Below are 19,703 nucleotides of genomic sequence, written 5' to 3' on the forward strand. Positions count from 1 at the left end.
TTTCAATCAAAGTCACCCGACGGTGATCGACCGTCCCGGCTCGACACTGGCGGACCTGCAACGCTTCATGAATGACCGGCTCAATGATGACCTGATTGAACTGGGCACAACCTCCAAGCGCCGTGCAATCCGAGATTTCTTCACCTATGACTTTCAGGATGACCCAAGCCTGCGCCCGTCCAAGAACGCCATCTCGCGCAAACTACAAAGTCTGTTCAACACCTTTGCCTTCGATGAGATGGTCAACAGTCCGCAGTCCATCGATTTGGAAAGAGCTATCAATGAAGGGCAGATTATCCTCTTTAACCTCTCTAAGGGCCGCTTGGGGGATGAGGCCAGCGAAGCCTTTGGCCGGTTGGTTGTTGCGTCCATTCAGGGGCTGGCGCTGCGGCGGGCGGATGTGCCTGAGCAAGACCGAAATCCCATCAATCTCTTCATTGACGAATGCCAGAACTACATTGCGCCTGCCACCATGCAGATCTTGGAGGAAGCCCGAAAATACGGTGTGAGCCTGACGCTGGCGCAGCAGGTGGTGGGGCGAGGCATGTCGTCAGAAATGCAGGCCGTTGTTCTGAACAACACCAATGTCAAAGTGGCGGGCCGCACGCCAGAGGATGACAAGATGGCAAAAATCCTCGGCAAGTCACAGGCCGATGTGCAGAACCTGCAAACGGGGCAGTTCTGGATGAAGGTGGGCAACGGCCATACCTTCCTGCTGAACGCCAATAGCGATCTTATTGGCGACAGCATCGCCATGTCGGATGATTGGTGGAACACGATCAAGCTGGAACAATTGGTGGCTTATCGCAGCTTTGAGGATGTGCCGGAAGCTGCAACAGTAACAGAAGATGTGCTAGTTGATAATGGCAAACCCATGCCATGGCCGTAGATCGACTGGGGCGGCGGGATCGGTTTGTCCGAACCCCAACCGGAAAACGCCTCTCGCTCACATCCCGCGATCAGGAAATTCTGCACTGGCTCTATCGGTATCGCTACTTGCGACAAGATCAGCTTGTGCAGATCTTTGCGCCAAAATCAGACAAGCGCTTCAATGAGCGGCTGGGCGATCTCTTCCACGAAACGGGCCTTATCAACCGCCCGCAGGTGCAGGCACCGCTCTTTGATGCCCGCTCAACGCCTATGCTCTATGAAATCACCCCAAAGGGCATCCGGTATCTGGAAAGCACTGGGGCGCTGCCACATCGCACCGTGACATTCTCAAAGCGACCGCGCGGCTCGTTCAGCCCGCACTTCCTGCACACGATGATGATCATCGAGAGCCTGCTGGAAATTGAACTGCAAACTCAAGATGAACCGAACCAACGCTTTGTGCCTGTTGACGAGATCTTGGCAAAAGCACCTAAGGAAACCCAATCAGTTCGCAACCCACTTGCCATCCCTGTGCGGATCAAAGGCAAAGCGATGCAGATCATCCCCGATGCGCTTTACGGTATCGAATATGATCAGGGTGATCAGAAAACCTATCGCTTCTGGGCGCTGGAATGTGAACGCAGCAGCCCCAAAAACCGCTCCACCCGCAAACTGTCCAGCACCGCCAAGAAAAAAGACCTCTACGCCGCGCTTCTTCGTGGGCGGGGTTTTAAGGAGCGGTGGGGGATACCAAACCTGCATATTAGGTTTGTGGATCGAAAGGAGCAGACTGAGGTGTTTGAGGGATGATCGACTCATGCCTGAACATAGAAACTCACTGCTTATTTCAGTGATTTGTGTACCTATCGTGTACCTAAAACTAAACAAGGCCTCAGCGAGTGAACGCTAAGGCCTTGGTTTTAATGGCGCTCTGGGGAGGATTCGAACCCCCGACCCCTTGATTCGTAGTCAAGTACTCTATCCAGCTGAGCTACCAGAGCGCGGTGAGGGGGATTTACTGAGTCTCGTCCGGGGGTGCAAGAGCGAAAACACAAAAAGTGGTGGTTTCTTCAAAAATATTTTCAGGAGAATGGGTGGCATGTTGGTCGCCAGACGTGCGCCAGCGTGAGGATGTAAGGTTAGTGCTTTTTTGCAACATTAGTGTGGATGGGCCATATTTTGTGTTTTTCCCCGTCATCGAGACTAGGAATTATGGCAAAATTGCGGTAATTCACTCGACAGAGCAACAAAATGGCCAAGAAAAACCAAGGCCAACATATTGAGGTAGGCGGTAGCATGCAGGCGATCAACTTTATCGTCCGTGACCATACTGGTTTTGTCCAGCATGGCGCACTTATTGAATCCGGTATTTCCGACAAACTTGTTTTGGGTGACGATGGGGCTGTGTCCCTGAATATTCGTCGCTCGGATGTGCGTGAATATCTTCGCGCGGGCGAAAACCTGGAACTTTATCTTGCAGATGGGCGAAAAATCGTTCTGGAGGGCTTTTTTGCCGAGAACGGTGTGCAGGAAAATCATCTGTATCTGAATGAAGACGGTGTGCTGATTGAAGCATCACTGGACGCCAGCGGGCAGGTGACTTTTACCGAGGTGACCTCCTGGGGTAAGTGGAGCCAGCTTGATGCGTTGATCTTCCCGGAAAGCCCGGTTGTGGCAGAGGCTGTCGTGGCGGCTGAAGGTGAAGAGGTTACGCAGGCAATTGGCCTTGGCCTTCTGGGGGCCGGTGGTGGTGCTGCCGCTGGTATCATTCCCGCAGCTGGGGCCCTGGCCGTTGGTGGGGCGGTACTTGGCGGCGGTGGCGATGGTGATGGCAATCAGGCCACCCAGGCAACTGTCGATGACCCGGATGTGCCCGTCTTTGTAGGCGGCGATGACGATGAGACTGTCACGATCACCGGGACCGGAACGCCGGGTGCAACGGTAGAGGTGACAATTGGTGACCGGACCGTCACGACAACGGTAGGAAAGGACGGCACCTGGGCTGCCGTGTTTGATGGCGATGATTTCCCGGATGATGGTGCCTATACGGTGACAGCGACAGTGACGGAGGAGGACGGAACCGTCCATACGCCGACCGGTCCAGAAGTGACAATCGATACGACGCCGCCTCTGGTTGATGTGACCTATGGCACCGTTTCAACCAATGTGGTTGTCAATGATGATGATCATTCCGATGGCGTTGAAATTTCGGGAACCGGAGAGCCGGGAGCCGCAATTGTTGTGGAAATTCAGGGGGCCATCCACTCCACCACTGTGAGTAAGGATGGCAGTTGGAGCGTCACGTTCGCGCCCGCTGAAATCCCGACCGGAGAATATGAAACCGCCGTGGTGATCAGCTCAAGCGACAGTTTTGGCAACACCACCACGATCACCGACACCCTGTCGGTTGACACCGAAACCAGCTTGACGCTGACCGAAAACGCAAAGCTGGCAGACAATCTGAGCACGTCCGCTGCGGATGCAAATGTCCTGACTCATCAGGAACTGAGCGGGCCGGATGGCGGCCTGACCCTGACCGGTGTCGCGGAAGCCGGGGCGACAATTTCTGTAAAGCTGGGTGAGGTCACCCGAACGGTTGTTGCGGATAGTGACGGCAACTGGAGTGCGGATTTCAGCGCAACGCAAATCCCTTCCGGTCGCTACGAGACCACAATGACCATCACCTCGACCGATATTCATGGCAACACGACCTCGATGGACCAGACCATTCTGGTGGACACGTTTGTCGGAGATCTGGCCCTGGTCACGCCGGTGGCTGGCGATGATGTGATCAACGCGTCGGAAATGGCGTCGGGCGCTGTGATCTCTGGTCAGGTCGAGGCCGGATCGACTGTCACGGTTGTGGTGGCGGGCGTGACCAAAACCGTCACAACGGATCCAGCTGGCGATGGCAGCTGGAGCGTCAGCTTCAGCGCCTCTGACCTGCCTGCGGGCACCAGTGATCAGACCGTGCAAGTCAGCGCAACTGATATGTATGGCAACAGCCACTCCCTGCCGGCCCATGGCATTCGGATCGACACCGAAGTGACCGATATGGATGTCACCAACGCGTATCTCGGCCAGGGCACGGGCGGCGAAGCGGTGGCGCTGGGCGGGGTCGACACCGTCAATGCCGAGGATTTGTCTGGTGGGATGACCTTCACCGGGACCACCGAAAAGGGGTCATCTGTCTGGGTGTCGCTGGATGCAACCAGCAACACCGATCCCGCCGCGACCTGGGTGCAGGCCAGTGTTGATCCAGTCACCGGGGAGTGGGAGGTGGACTTTGATGACAGCCAGATGCCCTCGGGTGAAGGCAGTGCAACCATTACCGTGCGGGCCCAGGATCTGGCAGGCAATGTCGGCTATACCTCGGATAGCTTTGACTTTGACACCGTGGCCCCGGAGGCCCCGGACGCAAATGTTTATCAAAATGACGCCGATGGGGCGATCAGCGGCATCTACAACCTTGATCCCAATGTCACGCTCGAAATGCTCAATGCCGATGGGACGGTTGGCGCGACCCCGGGGTTTGAGTTGAACAACTTCTACCCGAGCACCGGCCTGCCGGATGGATCCCGTCTGGTTCTGACCGAAACAGATGCCGCACAGAACAGCACCTCGACGCTGATTGTCACCGACAATGGCGGCACCCAGGTGGATCTCTCAGCAAGTGGTCTGTCAGACTATAACATTGAGGCGATTGACCTTCTGGAAAGCCTTGAGGCCAACACGATCACGATTTCGGAACAGCAGCTGCTGGCTCTGTCGGACAATTCCAATGCGCTCACCATCCATGGCGGCGTGCAGGATACGGTCATTGCCAATGGGGCGCAGGACACGGGGACGCAGGTGCAGATCGACGGGGCAGACTACAATGTCTACACCCTCGGGGATGCCGGTGGCACACTGTATATTCAGGAAGATATCCACGTAAATACAGTGATCTGATACAATTGAACGAAGGCCGCGGCGCCAAATGATCGCGGCCTCGATATAACAAACAAAAGACGAGGCAGAGCTTTGGTCTTCGTGCGGGACATAACACGCATCCCCTTGTTGGTCACTTTGGTGGCCAGCCTGAGTGGATGTATGGGGGATATCGGAGGGCGCTTCGGAGAGGGCGGTTTCCTGTCCGGCCTAACCGGTTCGGATGAGGTGACGCGTTCGGCGCCACGCAGCTTTGCGCCTCTTCCCGGAAAAACCCCCTCCGAAATCATTTCCAAACTTCAATTTCGTCAAAGCCTTCTGAAGGCCGGGACCTCTTACGATCAGGTGGCGCGCTCCGCGCTTGCCGCTTCTGCGCGTCCCGCCGAGGCCGAGCTGCGGGCGGCAAAGCTGCGCGCACGCGCTGCGGACAAGAACTGGCTGCCCACACTGGGGCCACGCGTTTCCCTGTCCAGTCTTGGTGACCTCGTGGCCAGCATCGTCGTGGACCAGGTGATTTTCGACAATGGACGCAAGGAAGCGGAACGAGAGTTTGCCCGGGCCGATGTCGAAGCGGCTGCGGTAAGTCTTTCCATCGACACCAATGACAGGGTCTCAACCGCGCTGGGGCTTTATCTCTCGGCGCAGGCCGCGCAGGAAAAAGCGGCTGCCGCAGGCCGGGCCCTTGGGGCAATGAGAGAGTTTGACCGGATCATGACAGCCCGCGTGAAAGGCGGGGTGTCGGATATTTCGGACCAAAGCGTGATCCGGGCCAAGCTGAGTGAGCTTCAGTCGCTTTACGACAGCGAAACCCTGAATGCCAAAACCGCCATGGCGGAACTCAAGGCGATGTCCGCCGAGGACATCTCAGGCCTGCGTGGTATTGATCATCTGCCGGCCCCTCAAGACGGGTTGCAACCGCTGACCGTCCTGCTGGCCACGGCCGAACTGGATCGGGACGTGGCGCAGGCCAAGATTGACCGTGCGGGTCTGCTGCCCGGACTGGGGGCACAGGCCGTGCTCTCCAAAGAAAGCAGCGCCGGGCTGGTGATGACCTCAGATCAGGGGTTTGGATTTGGCACGCTGGATAATCTGGCAGCCGTGAAAGCCGCGCGGGAAGGGGCCGAACGCCGGATCCTGCAGGCGCAGGAAGACAGCCGCCGCCGTCAGGCCGCCCTTGGACAGAAACTTGTGTCCCAGCAGGCCCGGGCCGCTCAGGCCAAGGATCTTGTTGGACAGGCGCGGGCCAATACCCAATTGTTCCAGCGCCAGTTTGATGCGGGGCAGCGCACCGTGATGGATGTTGTCGGCGTGGTTGAAAACCTCAATCGGCTGGAGCAGGAACAGGTCTCGGTGAGGTATGATATTGCCCGTACCGAAGTGGAAATTGCCCGCGAATTCGGGACTTTGGTTGACGGGGACGCGATATGAGCCAGCATCGTGATGGCGGTGAAAACGGCAAGATGCCGACCCTGTCTCCCACCATCTCTGGCGCCAAGCGGAAAATCTCCGGTCGACCGGTTAAGAATATTGCCCAGCCGGGGCCGCGCCCAAAGCGCAAGGTGAAACACGTGGCGACCCCAACGCCGGGACAGGCGGATGCCTCTCCCCCCGTGTCAAAGGCGCCGGCCACAGGCCCCCGGCCCAGGGTGGCGCTGTCGAAAAGCAAAAAACAATTGGCGTTCCAGGCTGTGCCGACCAATTCCGATCGGCCTGTCGACGGGGGAAATGGACCACAGATCAATCCCGTGGCAACCCCGCCGCCCGCGCAGCCCACACGCCCGGTTCCCGCACGTGATGACCGGCTCAAGGCCCGCGCGGATCTTGCCTCCGTCTATGCCGGCCTTCTGGGGCGCAAGGCCGTTCAGCACGATTTGATTGAAGCGATGCAGTCTGCGCTTGCCAAAGGGTGCAAAGATGCAAGTTTCCCCTTGTTGCAGGAGGCCTTGTCAAGCCTTGGGCTGGAGGCTGAGATTGAACCGGATCAAACGCTTGAGCCGGATAGATGGCCTGCGCTTGCCCTGATGACCAATGGCCAGGCTGTCATGGTGCTCTCGCAGGAAGGCGACCAGCTGCGTGTATATGAGGCGGGTGCAAATGGCGCTTCAATTGAGGTGGAACGCATGGAATTTTCCGCCGTGTTCACTGGCACGATTTTGCGGGCGGAAATACCGCTTTCCGACCTCGCCGCTCGCCATGCCCCGCGCCGGTTGCAGGACCATTGGTTCTGGGGGGAATTGCCCAAATTCAGACGCCATTTTGCCGATGTGGCGCTGGGGTCCTTTGTGGCCAATATGCTGGCCGTCGCGGTCGCGCTGTTTTCACTGCAGGTCTATGACCGTGTGATCCCGCACCAATCCACCGCCACGCTCTGGGTGCTGGCGGCGGGCGCTTTTGTTGCAATCCTGCTGGAGGCTGCGATCAAGGCAGCGCGGGCGCGCCTGATGGATGGGGCCGGGCGCAGGATTGAGCTGAATGTCCAGCGCCTGTTGATGGATCGCATTCTTGGAATGCGGTCGGACCGGCGTCCGGCCTCTCCGTCTTCGTTGTTTGCTACGATGCGCGAATTCGGATCCGTGCGCGAGTTTTTCACCGCGTCGTCGGTGGGGACACTCACGGATCTGCCATTCATCGTTTTGTTCCTTGTTCTGGTGGCGTCCATTGCTGGCAATGTGGTCTGGGTGCTGATTGCAGGTGGGATCTTGATGGTGCTGCCCGGGTTCTTTTTGCAAAAGCGGATGATTGCCATCTCGCAGGAGACGCAGGGGGCGTCGACCAAGGCGTCACGCCTGTTGCATGAAGCGATTTACGAACTCGACACGCTCAAGACCCAGCGCGGCGAGGATCGGGTGCGGCGGCTGTGGACCGAGCTCAATATGCTGTCTGCGGTGAAAAACAGCGAACAGCGGAAACTGACGGCATGGCTGACCTTCTGGTCGCAGGGGGTGCAGCAGGCCACCTATGTCTCCGCGGTCATTCTGGGCACCTACATGGTGTTCGCGGGGGAATTCACTGTGGGGTCGATTATTGCCGTGGGCATTCTGTCCGGTCGGACCCTTGCGCCCCTGACGCAGCTCTCGGGCACCTTGGCGCGCTGGTCCAATGTGAAATCCGCGCTTGATGGGCTGGATACGATTGCCGGGGCAGAGCAGGATGAGGCTGACGGGCGGACCTATCTGCGACGGGAGACCCTGCGTGGTGGATATGAAATCCGAGAAATGCGCTTTGCCTATGATGAGGACACAGCGGGTATCGACGTGCCCGGACTGGCGGTTGAACCGGGGCAGAAAATTGCGGTTCTGGGAGCGAACGGATCTGGAAAATCCACCTTTCTCAAGGTGCTGGCCGGGCTTTACACCCCGACGGCCGGTCGGGTGATGGTGGATGGTGTAGATATGTCCCAGATCGCGCCGCGCGATCTGCGCCGCTCCATCGGATATCTGGGGCAGGATGTGCGCCTGTTTGCAGGCACACTCCGGGACAACCTCAATCTCTCCATGCTGGAACGTGAAGATGATCGGTTATTGCAGGCCCTTGATTTCGCGGGGCTGGGGCCATTTGTGCGCGGTCATGCCAAGGGGTTGGATCTGGAAATTCGGGATATGGGAGAGGGGCTTTCGATCGGACAGCGCCAGTCGATCGGCTGGGCGCGGGTCTGGTTGCAGGACCCGCAGATCGTGTTGCTGGATGAACCAACGGCGGCGCTTGACCAGGTGCTGGAGCGCACCCTGATCAGCCGTTTGGAAACCTGGCTTGACGGGCGCACCGCCATTATCGCGACGCATAGAATGCCGATCATGGCGCTTACTGAGCGCACCTTGATCTTTCAAAATGGCCGCCTGACCGTGGATGGACCGCGAGATCAGGTTCTGGCTCATCTGAAATCGGCCGGGCAGGGGGCGGAGTGATGGCGTCACTGGATGCACAGTTTGAACAGGATCTGAAAGGTCCGTCGATGGTGATCTGGCTGTCGGCTTTTGCGGTGCTGGCGTTTGTCCTCTGGGCCTCTCTGGCCTGGGTGGACGAGATCGTGCGTGGCCAGGGCACGGTGATTTCATCGTCCCGCCCGCAAATCATCCAGAACCTTGAAGGCGGGATCCTTGCCGAACTTTTGGTCAAGGAAGGGGATGTGGTTGAGCCGGGGGATGTGCTTGCGCGGCTTTATGGAACCGAGTTCCAAACCTCGGTGGATGATATCCTGGATCAGATTGCGGCGCTCGATATCCGTCGCCTGCGCCTTGAGGCCGAGCTGGCCGGGCAATTTGATGTGGTGGTGCCGGAGGAGCTTGCTTCTCGTACGCCAGAGATCGTGGCATCCGAGCGGGCTTTGCTTGCCGCACGACAAAGCGATTATGTCAGTCGCCGGGAAGGTGCCAAGAAGGTTCTGGGGGAGGCGGATCGTGAATTGAAAGTCATGGAGGACCTCTATCGCGAAAACATTGTTGCGCTGATAGAGGTGACCAAGGTGCGCAAGGCCCAGTCGGATGCGGAAAACCGCTATAATCAGGTGGTGACCCAGACGGAACTGGACCGCGCACAGGAATATTCCGACACGCTCAAGGAATTGGCGACGCTGCGGCAGAACCTCAAACTGTCGCAAGACCAGTTGAACCGGACAGTCCTGACCAGCCCGATGCGCGGGATCGTGAACAATCTGGGCGTGACCACCATTGGCGGGGTCGTGCGACCGGGGGAAGAGATTTTCCAGATTATCCCATTGGACGAAGATGTTTTTGTCGAGGCGCAGATCAAGCCGGAGAACATCGCCAATGTCAAACGGGGGCAGGAAGCGACCGTCAAGCTATCCGCTTATGATTACACGATTTATGGGAGCCTGAAGGGCCGTGTCGACTTTATTTCCGCGGATACGTTTCAAGATGAACGTGACCCCAATGCGCAACCCCACTACCGGGTGAGTGTGCGTTTGGATCTGTCCAAACTGAGTGATCGGCAAAAGCAGATTGAAATGCGGCCCGGGATGATAGGGCAGGTGGAGTTGCACACTGGCGAAAAGACCATCCTGCAATATCTTCTGAAACCACTATACAAATCGCGTGAGGCCTTCCGCGAGCCGTGACTGCCCCGCGCTTCCGCGCCCTGCGGGGGCCGTGTGTTGGGTGCTCGCTTCGCTTGGGGAAGGGGCTCTGCCCCTCGGCTTGCAGCCTCACCCCGGGATATTTTTGACCAGAAAATAAGAAGACAGGCAGAAGGGATGTCGAGAGGGCTGAGGGGCTTGAGCCAATTTGCCTTGTTTCGCCCCGACACAACGTGTCGCTATTCAGGTCAGGATTTCCAGCGAGCCAATACGCCCTCTACGGATTGTGGTGTCTTCTCTTCGCCAGGTTTCGCGTTGCCAGGGGTGGCCAGCAATTGTGGTGCCGCAGCGGGCTGGGCGATCCCTGAAATCTGGTCGAAGGTCCCGCGTGCCTTGTTGTGAGGATGTGCGGGCGCTTCGGCCATCGACAGAACCGGCGCGGCGCAGGCGTCTGTTCCTTCCAGAAGGGCCGCCCATTCATCGCGGGATTTCTCGCGGAATTTGGCGGCGAAGGCAGCGCGCAACTGTGGCCACGCTTCGATATCCATTTGCGCGGGCAGGTCTGTCGCGTCCAACCCGATCCGCTCCAGCAGTTCGGCGTAGAACTTCGCCTCCAGGGCGCCCACTGACATGTGCCCACCACAAGCGCATTGATAAATCGTGTAAAAGGGGGCCCCGCCATCCAGAAGGTTCTGTTCTCGCTGATCTACCCACAGGTTGGCGCCATAAAGAGAGTAAGTCATTGCCATCAGATGCGCGGTGCCATCGGTAATTGCACAATCCACCACCTGCCCGCGGCCCGTGGTTTTAGCGGCATGAAGCGCGGCCAGCATTCCCGCCACGAGGTACATCGCACCCCCACCAAAATCCCCCAGCAGGTTCAGCGGCGGCACCGGGTGATCTCCGCCGATTGCGTGAAGAGCGCCGGTAATCGAGATATAGTTGATATCGTGCCCGGCCGCGTGGGCCAATGGTCCGGACTGTCCCCAGCCGGTCATGCGTCCGTAGACCAGTTGCGGGTTTTCAGAAAAGTCATCCGGCCCGAGCCCGAGCCGCTCCATCACTCCGGGGCGCATTCCTTCTATCAGCATGTCCGCCCTGCCAATCAGGGCATGTGCCATTTCGCGATCCTTTTCCGACTTCAGGTCCAGCGCCACGAAACCGCGCCCCCGGTTCAGCACGTCCACTTTCTGCGGAATAAGTGGCTTCAGATTGGGCCGCTCGATGCGCACCACATCCGCCCCCATATCCGCCAACCACATGGCGGCAAAAGGAGTGGGGCCAAGCCCCTGGATCTCAACCACTTTCACCCCGGACAGGGGACCGTTTGCCGTCATGTTCATCTCCTGGTCATGCTGCGGGTGCAAATATAGCAAAAGTCGAAAGGCTCACCGCATTTTTCTTGTCTGAAATATCCCGGGGTGAAGTCCTGCTCGCAGAGGGGGACGAGGGGCAGAGCCCCTTGCCCGGGTGCTTCGGGGAAGATGCGTGACTGTATGCCTCAGACATCAATCGAGCGCGCGATCAGTTCCTTCATGATTTCATTGGTCCCGCCATAAATCATCTGAACCCGGGCATCCGCATAGAGGCGCGCGATCGGGTATTCCATCATATAGCCGTAGCCACCAAACAGTTGCAGGCATTCATGCATGATTTCGTTTTGCACCTCGGTGCCCCAGTATTTCGCCATCGAGGCGGTTGGCGCGTCCAGAGTTCCATCTATCAGCCGCCCAATGCAGTCATTGACAAAGGCGCGCAACACTTCCGCCTTGGTCTTGCATTCAGCAAGCTTGAACCGAGTGTTCTGAAAATCCATCACACGCTGCCCAAACGCCTTACGCTCCTGCGTGTAGGCCACGGTCTGCTCGATCGCAAAATCAATCGCGCCAAGCGCCTGGATCGCAATCAGCAACCGTTCCCATGGGAGTTGTTTCATCAACTGGTAAAACCCTTGCCCTTCGTCGCTGCCCAAGAGATTGGTCAGGGGGACTTTCACATCCTGGTAAAAAAGCTCAGACGTGTCGTTCCCTTTCATACCCAGCTTCTTGAGGTTCTTGCCGCGGGTGAAGCCCTCGCATTTGTCTGGTTCCGCCACAATCAGGGAGATGCCTTTTGATCCGGCGTCGGGATCCGTTTTGCAAACTGTAATGATCAGGTCGGCCGCTTGGCCGTTGGTGATGAAGATCTTTGACCCGTTGATCTTGTATTGGTTTCCATCCTTTTCGGCCCGTGTGCGCACGGCCTGCAGGTCAGAGCCGGTTGAGGGTTCGGTCATGGCGATTGCGCCGACAATTTCTCCGGACGCGAGCCCCGGCAGCCAGCGACTTTTCTGTTCTTCGGTGCCATAGGTGGTGATGTAATGCACCACAATGGACTGGATGCCGTAGCCCCAGCCGCAGTCTCCGGTGCGGGTCTGTTCATAGATTGTGATGGCTTCGAACCCCATGTCACCGCCGGCGCCGCCATAGGCTTCGGGGATCGCGCCAGCCATGATGCCGTTCTCTCCCGCTTTGCGCCAGAACGAGCGGTCGACGATCCCGTTTTCTGTCCAGCGTTCGATATTGGGGGCAAGCTCTTCGTTGAAGAAGCGGTTGGCCATGTCTGCATACATATGGTGTTCGTCGCTGGCCCAAGCGGTGGAGGGGGTGAGGAGGGGCATGGTGCGCTCTTTGTTGCTGTCAGTTTTTTCAAACCTAACGCAGACCTGATGTCCCCGGCTTTCATAACGTGACGTTACAATTCCCCACCCGACGTCAGGGAAGTCGGGGATGCATACGGTGTAATTGGGCGACAATCGGCTGGGAAATGAAGATTTGGCTGCTTTGGGGATGTGAATTGTGATCCGATCAAGTATGGAAGGGGAAATGTTGTCAAAATGGATTGGGTATATGCGGGGGCGTATTGCAACTTCCTTGGTCACGGGGGTATTGACCACATTTCTGCCAGTGTCAGCCGGGGCTGAAGTGGGCACGGTTTCGACCTCTTACAATCTGTCCGGCGCGCCGGGTCTGGTGGATCTACCCACCGCCGAAGTGGCGCCGGATAGTGAGCTTTCTCTGTTCTTCAGTTTGTTCGGGACCCATTTCCGAGGCGGCATCGCTTTTCAGGTCACGCCACGCCTGTCCGCAGTTTTTCGATATACGAAGCTGGGGGGCTACGGGGGCAACCCTGGTGAAAACGACTATTTCGACCGCAGCTTCGATCTGCGGTATCGGTTGTTGAATGAAAGCCAATACTTGCCTGCCGTGTCGATTGGCCTGAATGACTTTATCGGAACCGGGCTTTATTCAAGCGAATATGTGGTCGCCACCAAATCCTTCATGGATGATCGCCTGCGTGTGACAGGCGGCGTGGGCTGGGGGCGCCTGGCTGGGCGCAACACGATCGGATCGCTTTTTGGTGACCGTCCTTCGCTTGATTTCGGGCCTGGCGGAAACCTCAGCTCCAACCAGTGGTTCCGGGGAGAGATGTCCCCGTTTGGCGGGGTGTCCTACAAGGTCAATGATAAGTTGACCTTCAAGGCGGAATACTCGCCCGATACCTATGCGCGGGAAACTGAGCGTGGGATTGTCGACCAGAAGACACCTCTCAATTTCATGTTGGACTACAACTGGTCCCCCACCACAAATCTCAGCCTGTTCTATCTGCACGGAGATATGATCGGCGGCCAGTTCAGTTTCAATTTCAACCCGCGCCGACCGGCTGCGCGCAGTGGCAACGAAACGGCGCCCCTGCCTGTCAAACCGCGCGGGGCCAGTGGCTGGGACCAGCAATGGATCACCGATCCTAGTGCCCGGCCCGATCTGCAGAAAGTTGTGTCGAAGGCGCTGAAGAAAGATGGTCAGCGACTGCAGGCGATGGCGCTTTCGGCGACCGAGGTTGAGGTGCAGCTGCAAAACCTGCGCTACCATTCTCCCGCTCAGGCGGTGGGTCGGGCGGCACGCCTTCTGACCCGCGCCATGCCAGCCTCGGTTGAGACATTCCGTATCACATTGGTGGATAATGGTGTGGCGCTGTCGACCGTGGCGTTGAAACGATCAGATGTCGAGGCGCTGGAGCATAGCTCTTCGGCGGCCATTTTTGATCGCGCTGAAATTACCGAGGCGCGCGGGCGTCCAGATATGGTGCCGACCCCTGGGATTTATCCGCATTTCACCTGGGGCATCACGCCCTATGCCGATCTGAGCATTTTTGACCCGGACAATCCGGTGCGTGCAGAGTTTGGCCTGAAGGCGAATGCGAAATATCAGGTCGCCCCGGGCTTTGTCCTGTCTGGTGCGGTGACGAAAGCGGTCTGGGGCAATATCGGCGGCGAGGATTTGGCGCCGTCCAATCTGCCCCGTGTGCGATCGGACGCAACCATCTATGCGCGTGAAGGTGACCCAGCCATCGAGCACCTGACCGCAGCCTGGTATGCGCGCCCGGGGGAAAACCTGTATGGCCGGGTTACAGTGGGCTATCTGGAAAAAATGTTCGGTGGGGTCTCGGCCGAACTGTTGTGGAAGCCGATGGACAGTTCGCTTGCCCTGGGGGCAGAACTGAACTGGGTGCAGAAACGAGATTATGATCTTTTGCTGGGGTTCCAGGATTACTCTACAGCGACGGGTCATGTGTCCGCCTATTACGATTTCGGAAACGGGTTTGACGCCAAGATTCATGCGGGGCGCTATCTGGCTGGTGACTGGGGCGGTACCCTCGCAGTGGACCGTGTGTTTGACAATGGCTGGCGCGTTGGCGGCTATGCCACCTTCACATCCGCCTCTGCCGAGGATTTCGGTGAGGGATCTTTTGATAAGGGGATCCGCTTTACCGTGCCGCTGGAATGGGCGCTGGGCCAACCCTCACGCGGCAGTTCAGTGACCGATATCCGTTCGCTTGCACGCGATGGTGGGGGGCGCCTGAACGTGGAGGGGCGCTTGTATGACTGGGTGAAAGAAGGTCACGGCAATGCCCTGGCCGGGCGTTGGGGGAAATTCTGGCGATGACGAAGACACGGAAAATCAACTGCGCGAGATCAGCTTTTGCAGTGGCAGCTGTTGCTGTGCTCGGCCTGTCGGCATGTGGATCGGATAAGTCGGCCACCCAGATGCCCCGGATCGCAGCGGAATATACCAAATCCATCGGTGTCGCGATCAAAGGGAAATGGGGTGGCAAGACACCCCAGACGGCGCCCGCCCCGAAGCTGGATCAGCAGGAGCTGATCAATGCGACGTTGAAAGCCACGCCCGGTCCAATTGCCTTTGTGACCCGCAACTCGGGAGCAATCGCGGCGATGAGCCCGGTTCAGGCGAATGCAAGCGCTGAGACCTGGATGAGTGCGGGTAAGCTGGCAGTTGTGTTCAAAGGCGGGATGATCATCAGCACCCGTGGGTTTGGCGATGATCTGATGGCGTCTGATCCGGGGCGTGCGCGTTCGGCGGTCAAGGCGCGCGGGCAAGCTCGTTACAGTCGGACCTATGAGCATCTGAACGGTTTGGGTCAGACAACGCGTTTCAAGGCCCAATGTGATCTGTCAGTCGAGAAACACATGCGCGTTGCGGTCGGTGAAATCGATCGCAACACAACCTTGATGAAAGAGCAATGCCGCTATTCGGGCGGGTTGTCTTTTGACAATCGCTATTGGGTCGATGCCGCCGGTCGCATCGTGCAATCCCATCAATGGGTCAGCCAGGGCGCTGGGCATTTGCTGGTGCAGCCCTTGCGGTAAGATCGCGACAGAGAAAACTTTGATTTGAATGGTCCCTTCGGGGGCCATTTTTTATAGCTTTCGAACTTTAGGTGTAAAAAAACGACGAGCCGCAGGACTCGTCGTTTCTGATCATCCAGAGAACTGGAAAATCTTTATCAGTCGTTCGAAGCAACTGCGATGATACCGGCCAGCAGAGCCAGACCCAGCAGAGCGCCGGTGGTGCCGTTCAGCGAAGAACCAGCTTCTTCAACAACAACCAGTTCCGGCTCAACAACGGTGTTTTCCAAGTTGCCAGCAACCAGCGGGGTTGCGGCGATCAGGCCAGCAGCGGCCAGAGCGATCACTTTTTTCATGAGTATTACTCCATAAGTTAATTACAAGGGCCGCGCCAAGCAGACGCGCCTTCCAGAGTTTTCTTGCATAGAACAAAATTGTTTGGAAGGTTGTTTTTGGCTAAGAGCGGAAGCCGGCCGTATCAGAGGCCGGATGTGGCAGGTTTGCAATAAAAATGCGCCAAATCAGGGGGGCAACCGGCAAAAATCTGCGTCAAGTAGACTTTTCCGCAGCGCGCGCCTTCAAGGCGACGCCCGATCCATTGCCCACCATATGGGCTTTGCGTATCAACAGATTCTTGCGATGTTTGGATGATGCCATCCAGCTTTCCACGGCAAGTTTGGCCAAAGTGGCATAGCTGTGGCGCGGGACCGGGGGGCATCCATATAGGCAATGCGGCACTGGCTCAGGTCAATATCCCGGGGCATCATCCCGTCTATGCGGTGCAGGCTGAACAGGCCGATATTCTCGGCACCGGTTTTGAAGCGAACACCAGCCCCCTTCAGCCGTGCCATCAGTGTTGTGCGTCTCTTGTGGGGCAGTTTGCGTGACTTTGCCATCCATTTGCTGTGGGCCAGGGCCTGTTTGGACATGCCGCTGACACCGTTCAGGGGCGGTAGGCCGTTTTTGCAACGCGCATAGTTTGATTGTCGGTGGCGGCAGCATCCAACAAAGCCCGGTTGATATTTGCCGCCGGAAGCGGGGCATTTGCGCCGACAACCTGCTGCGGGCGGCATCTGGCCTCGGCTGACACTGCTGCACTGGCCAGCAGCGCAATGGCAAGAAAAGTGGATTTCAACATGGGTCACCTGTCTCATGTGTGTGTCACGTTTCGCAAGGAATCATATGAAAGGGACATTCCTGTGGCGGACATTTGCGATGCCTTTTTCAAGGCCAGTTTGCAAATGTCCGCCCTTGATGCGGCCTCTCTGCCAGTTATTCCAAAGTATATGCGGTGGTGGTTGTCGTGTTTTAGGGAAACTTTTAGCCAAAGAGCCGAAATTATTAACTCAACCTTCAGGGTGGTCGTCTCTAGTGAACTGGTCCTTTCAGAGAGAGGGAGCGGTATTCGCATGGTTGCTGAAGGCTGGCCCAAAAGGGCTCCACGTGTCCGTGGAGGTATTTGTGGGCTGGTGAAGGCATTCCGTTTGGGGCGATCACATTGGGAGTGAAACATTGACGACGAAGAGGGTTTTTGATCTTGCCTTAGCCTGTCTGCTTTCGGCGCTTTTTGCGCCACTGATGCTGGTTTTGTGCGTGCTCGCAGTGCTTTACGATGGTCGTCCGTTCATTTACCGGTCAGTGCGAATGAAATCCGCTCGTCGCAAATTTCGTCTTTATAAAATTCGCACAATGTCGGTTGTGCACGAACGCTACAACCGAGGTGTGACCAGCGGTTATAAATCTGCCCGCATAACCCAGCTCGGATTTTTTTTGCGCAAATCACGTCTGGATGAACTGCCGCAGGTGATCAATGTCATTAAAGGGGATATCAGTTTTGTAGGCCCCCGGCCGCCTGAGCCGCGCTATGTGCGCGCGCGGCCTGATCTCTATCATCAGGTTCTGCAAGACCGCCCTGGCATCACTGGCTTGGCTTCGGTCGTGATCCATCGGTATGAGGAATGGCTGTTGAGTAAATGCTATTGCCCGCAGGAAACAGAAGAAGTCTATCTGCGCCGCTCCGTGCCTCGAAAAGCCCGAATAGATCTTTTGTATCAGAAACATAAGTCGATCCGACTTGATCTTTACATTCTGTATCTGACCGCAGCCATGTTCGTCCCATTGCCCGGGCGACGTGCGGGTAGGGTGTACCGACGGCTGCAATGGGGGCCACAGCTAACGCGGGCCACAGTAAAGCGTACCCGCGAAATGCGTCAGACTTCAACGGCCTGTGCGGATTGAGGACCAAGCTCGAACACCCGCTTGTAGCGGGCGATTTCCGCCTCCGGCCCCATCGCCTTGTTCGGGTTGTCTGAAAGTTTGACCGTCGGGCGACCATTGGCAGACACGGCCTTGCAGACCAGGGAAAATGGCGCCAGCGCATCGTCCGGGACCAGCCCTCGGAAGTCATTTGTCAACAGGGTGCCCCAACCGAAGCTCAGCTTTACACGGCCTCGGAACTGCTGATGCAGCTCAATGATTTTTGCACTGTCCAGCCCGTCCGAAAAGATCACCATTTTCTCGCGTGGGTCCTCGCCGCGTGAGGTCCACCAGTCGATTGCAATCTCTGCGCCTGCTGCGGGGTCTCCGCTGTCAATGCGAATCCCGGTCCATCCGGCCAGCCAATCCGGTGCGTGGTCCAGAAAACCCTGCGTGCCGTAAGTGTCGGGCAGGATGATACGCAGATTGCCGTCATGCTCCTCCTGCCAGTCGGCGAGGACATCATAAGGCGCCTGCCGCAATGTAGTGTCATCCTCTGCCAGTGCCGCATATACCATCGGGAGCTCATGGGCATTCGTGCCGATCGCCTCGATGTCGCGCTTCATGGCAATCCGGCAATTTGACGTGCCGACAAAACTGTCGCCCAACCCTTCGATCATCGCCTGCACACACCAGTCCTGCCACAGAAAGGAATGGCGGCGACGGGTGCCGAAATCTGCCAGTTTCAAGCCGTCAAGCTGTCGTATCTGTTCGATTTTTTCCCATATGCGGGTCATCGCGCGGGCATAAAGAACCTGCAGCTCAAACTTGCCCATTCCGCCCAGAACCGCGCGCCCCCGCAACTCCATCAAAACTGCGAGTGCAGGAATTTCCCACATCATCACCTCGGGCCAGCCGCCCTCAAAGGTCAGTTCATACTGATCACCAACCCGTTCCAGATGATAGGCAGGCAGGCGCAGGGTCTCAAACCATTCCATGAAATCCGGGCGAAACATCTGGCGTTTGCCATAAAACGTGTTGCCGCGCAGCCAGGTGCTTTCGCCACGTGAGAGGCTGAGCGACCGGATATGGTCCAGCTGCTCACGCAACTCGCCCTCGTCGATCAGCCGGGCCAGGGGCACGTGGGTGGACCGGTTGATCAGGCTGAACTCGACCCTGGTGTCGCGTTTGTTGCGAAACACTGACTGGCACATCAACAGTTTGTAGAAATCCGTGTCGATCAGCGACCGCACAATCGGGTCGACCTTGAAGCTGTGATTGTAAACGCGGGTGGCAATATCGACCATGGGCCCATCCAATAAGTTTTGATCAGGTTAAACCGGCATCTGACAGAAGGGAAAGGGGGGTTAGCGCAGCGTAACCCCTGCGGCCTGCATCTGATCGTGTGCAGCCTTCAGGGAGCCGTCAAGGTCGATCGCGCGACACAGGGTCGTGTCTACCGTGACATCAAAGCCGAGGCCAGCCCCGTCAATTGCGGAATAGGCCACGCAGAAATCGGTGGCCAGCCCAACCATCAGGATCTTTTCCACCCCCCGCGTGTGCAGATACCCTTCAAGCCCGGTGGGTGTGGTCCGGTCGTTTTCAAAAAAGGCCGAATAGCTGTCGATCTCGGGGCGGAACCCTTTTCGGATCACCATGTCGGCGGGGTCGGTTAGCAGCGCGGGATGAAAGGCTGCCCCTTCGCTGCCCTGCACGCAGTGATCCGGCCAGAGCACTTGTGGGCCATAGGGCATGTCGATGGTTTCAAACGGGGACTTGCCGTTATGCGATGACGCAAACGAGCTGTGCCCCGCCGGGTGCCAGTCCTGTGTGAAGACCCTGACCGGGAATTCCTCAAGCAGCGCGTTGATCGGTGTGACGATCTCGTTTCCGCCGGTCACGGCGAGCGCGCCTCCGGGGCAGAAATCATTTTGCAGGTCAATGACCAGAAGGGCGGTGTTGGCAGTCTGCATTTTGTTGCTCCGGGTG

16 protein-coding genes and 1 tRNA gene are annotated in these 19,703 nt (G+C 57.6%); 9 read left to right on the forward strand and 8 right to left on the reverse strand.

Annotated features, from left to right (window positions below; translation table 11 throughout):
• Positions 1 to 22: 22 nt before the first annotated feature.
• Together AKJ29_RS02385 and AKJ29_RS02390 are read left to right on the forward strand one after the other, a co-directional pair.
• Positions 23 to 889, forward strand: a complete 867-nt coding sequence (locus tag AKJ29_RS02385; protein WP_055187598.1) for a TraM recognition domain-containing protein — start codon at positions 23 to 25, stop codon at positions 887 to 889.
• Complete coding sequence (locus tag AKJ29_RS02390; protein ID WP_055187600.1) at positions 880 to 1,680, forward strand: replication-relaxation family protein; 801 nt, start codon at positions 880 to 882, stop codon at positions 1,678 to 1,680. The genes AKJ29_RS02385 and AKJ29_RS02390 overlap by 10 nt, the downstream gene beginning before the upstream one ends.
• A 114-nt stretch (positions 1,681 to 1,794) precedes the next feature.
• On the opposite strand, the gene AKJ29_RS02395 is transcribed toward AKJ29_RS02390, so the two are convergent.
• Positions 1,795 to 1,871 (reverse strand) — tRNA-Arg (locus AKJ29_RS02395).
• Positions 1,872 to 2,121: 250 nt separating this feature from the next.
• Here AKJ29_RS02395 and AKJ29_RS02400 point away from each other — a divergent pair.
• From AKJ29_RS02400 to AKJ29_RS02415, 4 genes are all read left to right on the forward strand, one after another.
• Complete coding sequence (locus tag AKJ29_RS02400; protein WP_055187602.1) at positions 2,122 to 4,821, forward strand: Ig-like domain-containing protein; 2,700 nt, start codon at positions 2,122 to 2,124, stop codon at positions 4,819 to 4,821.
• Between the two features lie 81 nt (positions 4,822 to 4,902).
• Positions 4,903 to 6,228 (forward strand): TolC family protein, encoded by a 1,326-nt coding sequence (locus tag AKJ29_RS02405; protein WP_161805366.1) that lies wholly within the window; start codon positions 4,903 to 4,905, stop codon positions 6,226 to 6,228.
• Positions 6,225 to 8,705, forward strand: a complete 2,481-nt coding sequence (locus AKJ29_RS02410; protein WP_235477244.1) for an ATP-binding cassette domain-containing protein — start codon at positions 6,225 to 6,227, stop codon at positions 8,703 to 8,705. Before AKJ29_RS02405 ends, AKJ29_RS02410 begins: the two co-directional genes overlap by 4 nt.
• On the forward strand, positions 8,705 to 9,874 hold the full coding sequence (locus tag AKJ29_RS02415; protein WP_055187606.1) for an HlyD family type I secretion periplasmic adaptor subunit: 1,170 nt from the start codon (positions 8,705 to 8,707) through the stop codon (positions 9,872 to 9,874). The genes AKJ29_RS02410 and AKJ29_RS02415 overlap by 1 nt, the downstream gene beginning before the upstream one ends.
• Positions 9,875 to 10,080: 206 nt before the next feature.
• On the opposite strand, the gene AKJ29_RS02420 is transcribed toward AKJ29_RS02415, so the two are convergent.
• A complete protein-coding gene (locus AKJ29_RS02420; RefSeq protein ID WP_055187608.1) occupies positions 10,081 to 11,169 on the reverse strand; it encodes a CaiB/BaiF CoA transferase family protein in 1,089 nt (362 codons plus the stop codon).
• Between the two features lie 164 nt (positions 11,170 to 11,333).
• Complete coding sequence (locus AKJ29_RS02425) at positions 11,334 to 12,491, reverse strand: acyl-CoA dehydrogenase family protein (RefSeq protein ID WP_055187610.1); 1,158 nt, start codon at positions 12,489 to 12,491, stop codon at positions 11,334 to 11,336.
• A gap of 268 nt (positions 12,492 to 12,759) precedes the next feature.
• Between AKJ29_RS02425 and AKJ29_RS02430 the strand changes: the two genes are divergently transcribed.
• Together AKJ29_RS02430 and AKJ29_RS02435 are read left to right on the forward strand one after the other, a co-directional pair.
• Complete coding sequence (locus tag AKJ29_RS02430) at positions 12,760 to 14,817, forward strand: YjbH domain-containing protein (protein ID WP_235477245.1); 2,058 nt, start codon at positions 12,760 to 12,762, stop codon at positions 14,815 to 14,817.
• Positions 14,814 to 15,539 carry a YjbF family lipoprotein gene (locus AKJ29_RS02435; RefSeq protein ID WP_139231347.1) on the forward strand — a complete coding sequence of 242 codons (726 nt, stop codon included), beginning with the start codon at positions 14,814 to 14,816 and terminating at the stop codon, positions 15,537 to 15,539. The genes AKJ29_RS02430 and AKJ29_RS02435 overlap by 4 nt, the downstream gene beginning before the upstream one ends.
• A 137-nt stretch (positions 15,540 to 15,676) precedes the next feature.
• Here the strand turns inward: AKJ29_RS02435 and AKJ29_RS02440 are convergent, their stop codons facing one another.
• The 3 genes from AKJ29_RS02440 to AKJ29_RS02450 form a co-directional block, all read right to left on the reverse strand.
• On the reverse strand, positions 15,677 to 15,874 hold the full coding sequence (locus AKJ29_RS02440) for a hypothetical protein (protein ID WP_055187616.1): 198 nt from the start codon (positions 15,872 to 15,874) through the stop codon (positions 15,677 to 15,679).
• 267 nt (positions 15,875 to 16,141) lie between these two features.
• On the reverse strand, positions 16,142 to 16,447 hold the full coding sequence (locus tag AKJ29_RS02445) for a spore germination YkwD domain-containing protein (RefSeq protein WP_055187618.1): 306 nt from the start codon (positions 16,445 to 16,447) through the stop codon (positions 16,142 to 16,144).
• 14 nt (positions 16,448 to 16,461) lie between these two features.
• Positions 16,462 to 16,656 carry a hypothetical protein gene (locus AKJ29_RS02450; protein WP_055187620.1) on the reverse strand — a complete coding sequence of 65 codons (195 nt, stop codon included), beginning with the start codon at positions 16,654 to 16,656 and terminating at the stop codon, positions 16,462 to 16,464.
• Positions 16,657 to 17,030: 374 nt separating this feature from the next.
• Between AKJ29_RS02450 and AKJ29_RS18565 the strand changes: the two genes are divergently transcribed.
• Entirely contained in the window at positions 17,031 to 17,756 is a 726-nt protein-coding gene (locus tag AKJ29_RS18565; RefSeq protein WP_074963632.1) for a sugar transferase, read from the forward strand.
• Here the strand turns inward: AKJ29_RS18565 and pncB are convergent.
• Together pncB and pncA are read right to left on the reverse strand one after the other, a co-directional pair.
• Positions 17,729 to 19,021, reverse strand: a complete 1,293-nt coding sequence (pncB, locus tag AKJ29_RS02460) for a nicotinate phosphoribosyltransferase (RefSeq protein ID WP_055187624.1) — start codon at positions 19,019 to 19,021, stop codon at positions 17,729 to 17,731. The two genes, AKJ29_RS18565 and pncB, sit on opposite strands and share 28 nt — an antisense overlap.
• Positions 19,022 to 19,081: 60 nt before the next feature.
• Positions 19,082 to 19,687, reverse strand: coding sequence for a bifunctional nicotinamidase/pyrazinamidase (gene pncA / locus AKJ29_RS02465; RefSeq protein ID WP_055188933.1), 606 nt, complete (start codon positions 19,685 to 19,687; stop codon positions 19,082 to 19,084).
• Positions 19,688 to 19,703 lie beyond the last annotated feature (16 nt).

This window comes from Aliiroseovarius crassostreae, assembly GCF_001307765.1.
Classification (GTDB): domain Bacteria; phylum Pseudomonadota; class Alphaproteobacteria; order Rhodobacterales; family Rhodobacteraceae; genus Aliiroseovarius; species Aliiroseovarius crassostreae.

What these genes read in the sequence shown, in the direction of transcription:
- AKJ29_RS02390 (WP_055187600.1), top strand. Translation starts at nt 880, where the DNA reads ATGGCCGTAGATCGACTGGGGCGGCGGGATCGGTTTGTCCGAACCCCA.
- AKJ29_RS02400 (WP_055187602.1), top strand. Translation starts at nt 2,122, where the DNA reads ATGGCCAAGAAAAACCAAGGCCAACATATTGAGGTAGGCGGTAGCATG.
- AKJ29_RS02410 (WP_235477244.1), top strand. Translation starts at nt 6,225, where the DNA reads ATGAGCCAGCATCGTGATGGCGGTGAAAACGGCAAGATGCCGACCCTG.
- AKJ29_RS02415 (WP_055187606.1), top strand. Translation starts at nt 8,705, where the DNA reads ATGGCGTCACTGGATGCACAGTTTGAACAGGATCTGAAAGGTCCGTCG.
- AKJ29_RS02420 (WP_055187608.1), bottom strand. Translation starts at nt 11,169, where the DNA reads ATGACGGCAAACGGTCCCCTGTCCGGGGTGAAAGTGGTTGAGATCCAG.
- AKJ29_RS02425 (WP_055187610.1), bottom strand. Translation starts at nt 12,491, where the DNA reads ATGCCCCTCCTCACCCCCTCCACCGCTTGGGCCAGCGACGAACACCAT.
- AKJ29_RS02435 (WP_139231347.1), top strand. Translation starts at nt 14,814, where the DNA reads ATGACGAAGACACGGAAAATCAACTGCGCGAGATCAGCTTTTGCAGTG.
- AKJ29_RS02440 (WP_055187616.1), bottom strand. Translation starts at nt 15,874, where the DNA reads ATGAAAAAAGTGATCGCTCTGGCCGCTGCTGGCCTGATCGCCGCAACC.
- AKJ29_RS02445 (WP_055187618.1), bottom strand. Translation starts at nt 16,447, where the DNA reads ATGTCCAAACAGGCCCTGGCCCACAGCAAATGGATGGCAAAGTCACGC.
- AKJ29_RS02450 (WP_055187620.1), bottom strand. Translation starts at nt 16,656, where the DNA reads ATGTTGAAATCCACTTTTCTTGCCATTGCGCTGCTGGCCAGTGCAGCA.
- pncB (WP_055187624.1), bottom strand. Translation starts at nt 19,021, where the DNA reads ATGGTCGATATTGCCACCCGCGTTTACAATCACAGCTTCAAGGTCGAC.
- pncA (WP_055188933.1), bottom strand. Translation starts at nt 19,687, where the DNA reads ATGCAGACTGCCAACACCGCCCTTCTGGTCATTGACCTGCAAAATGAT.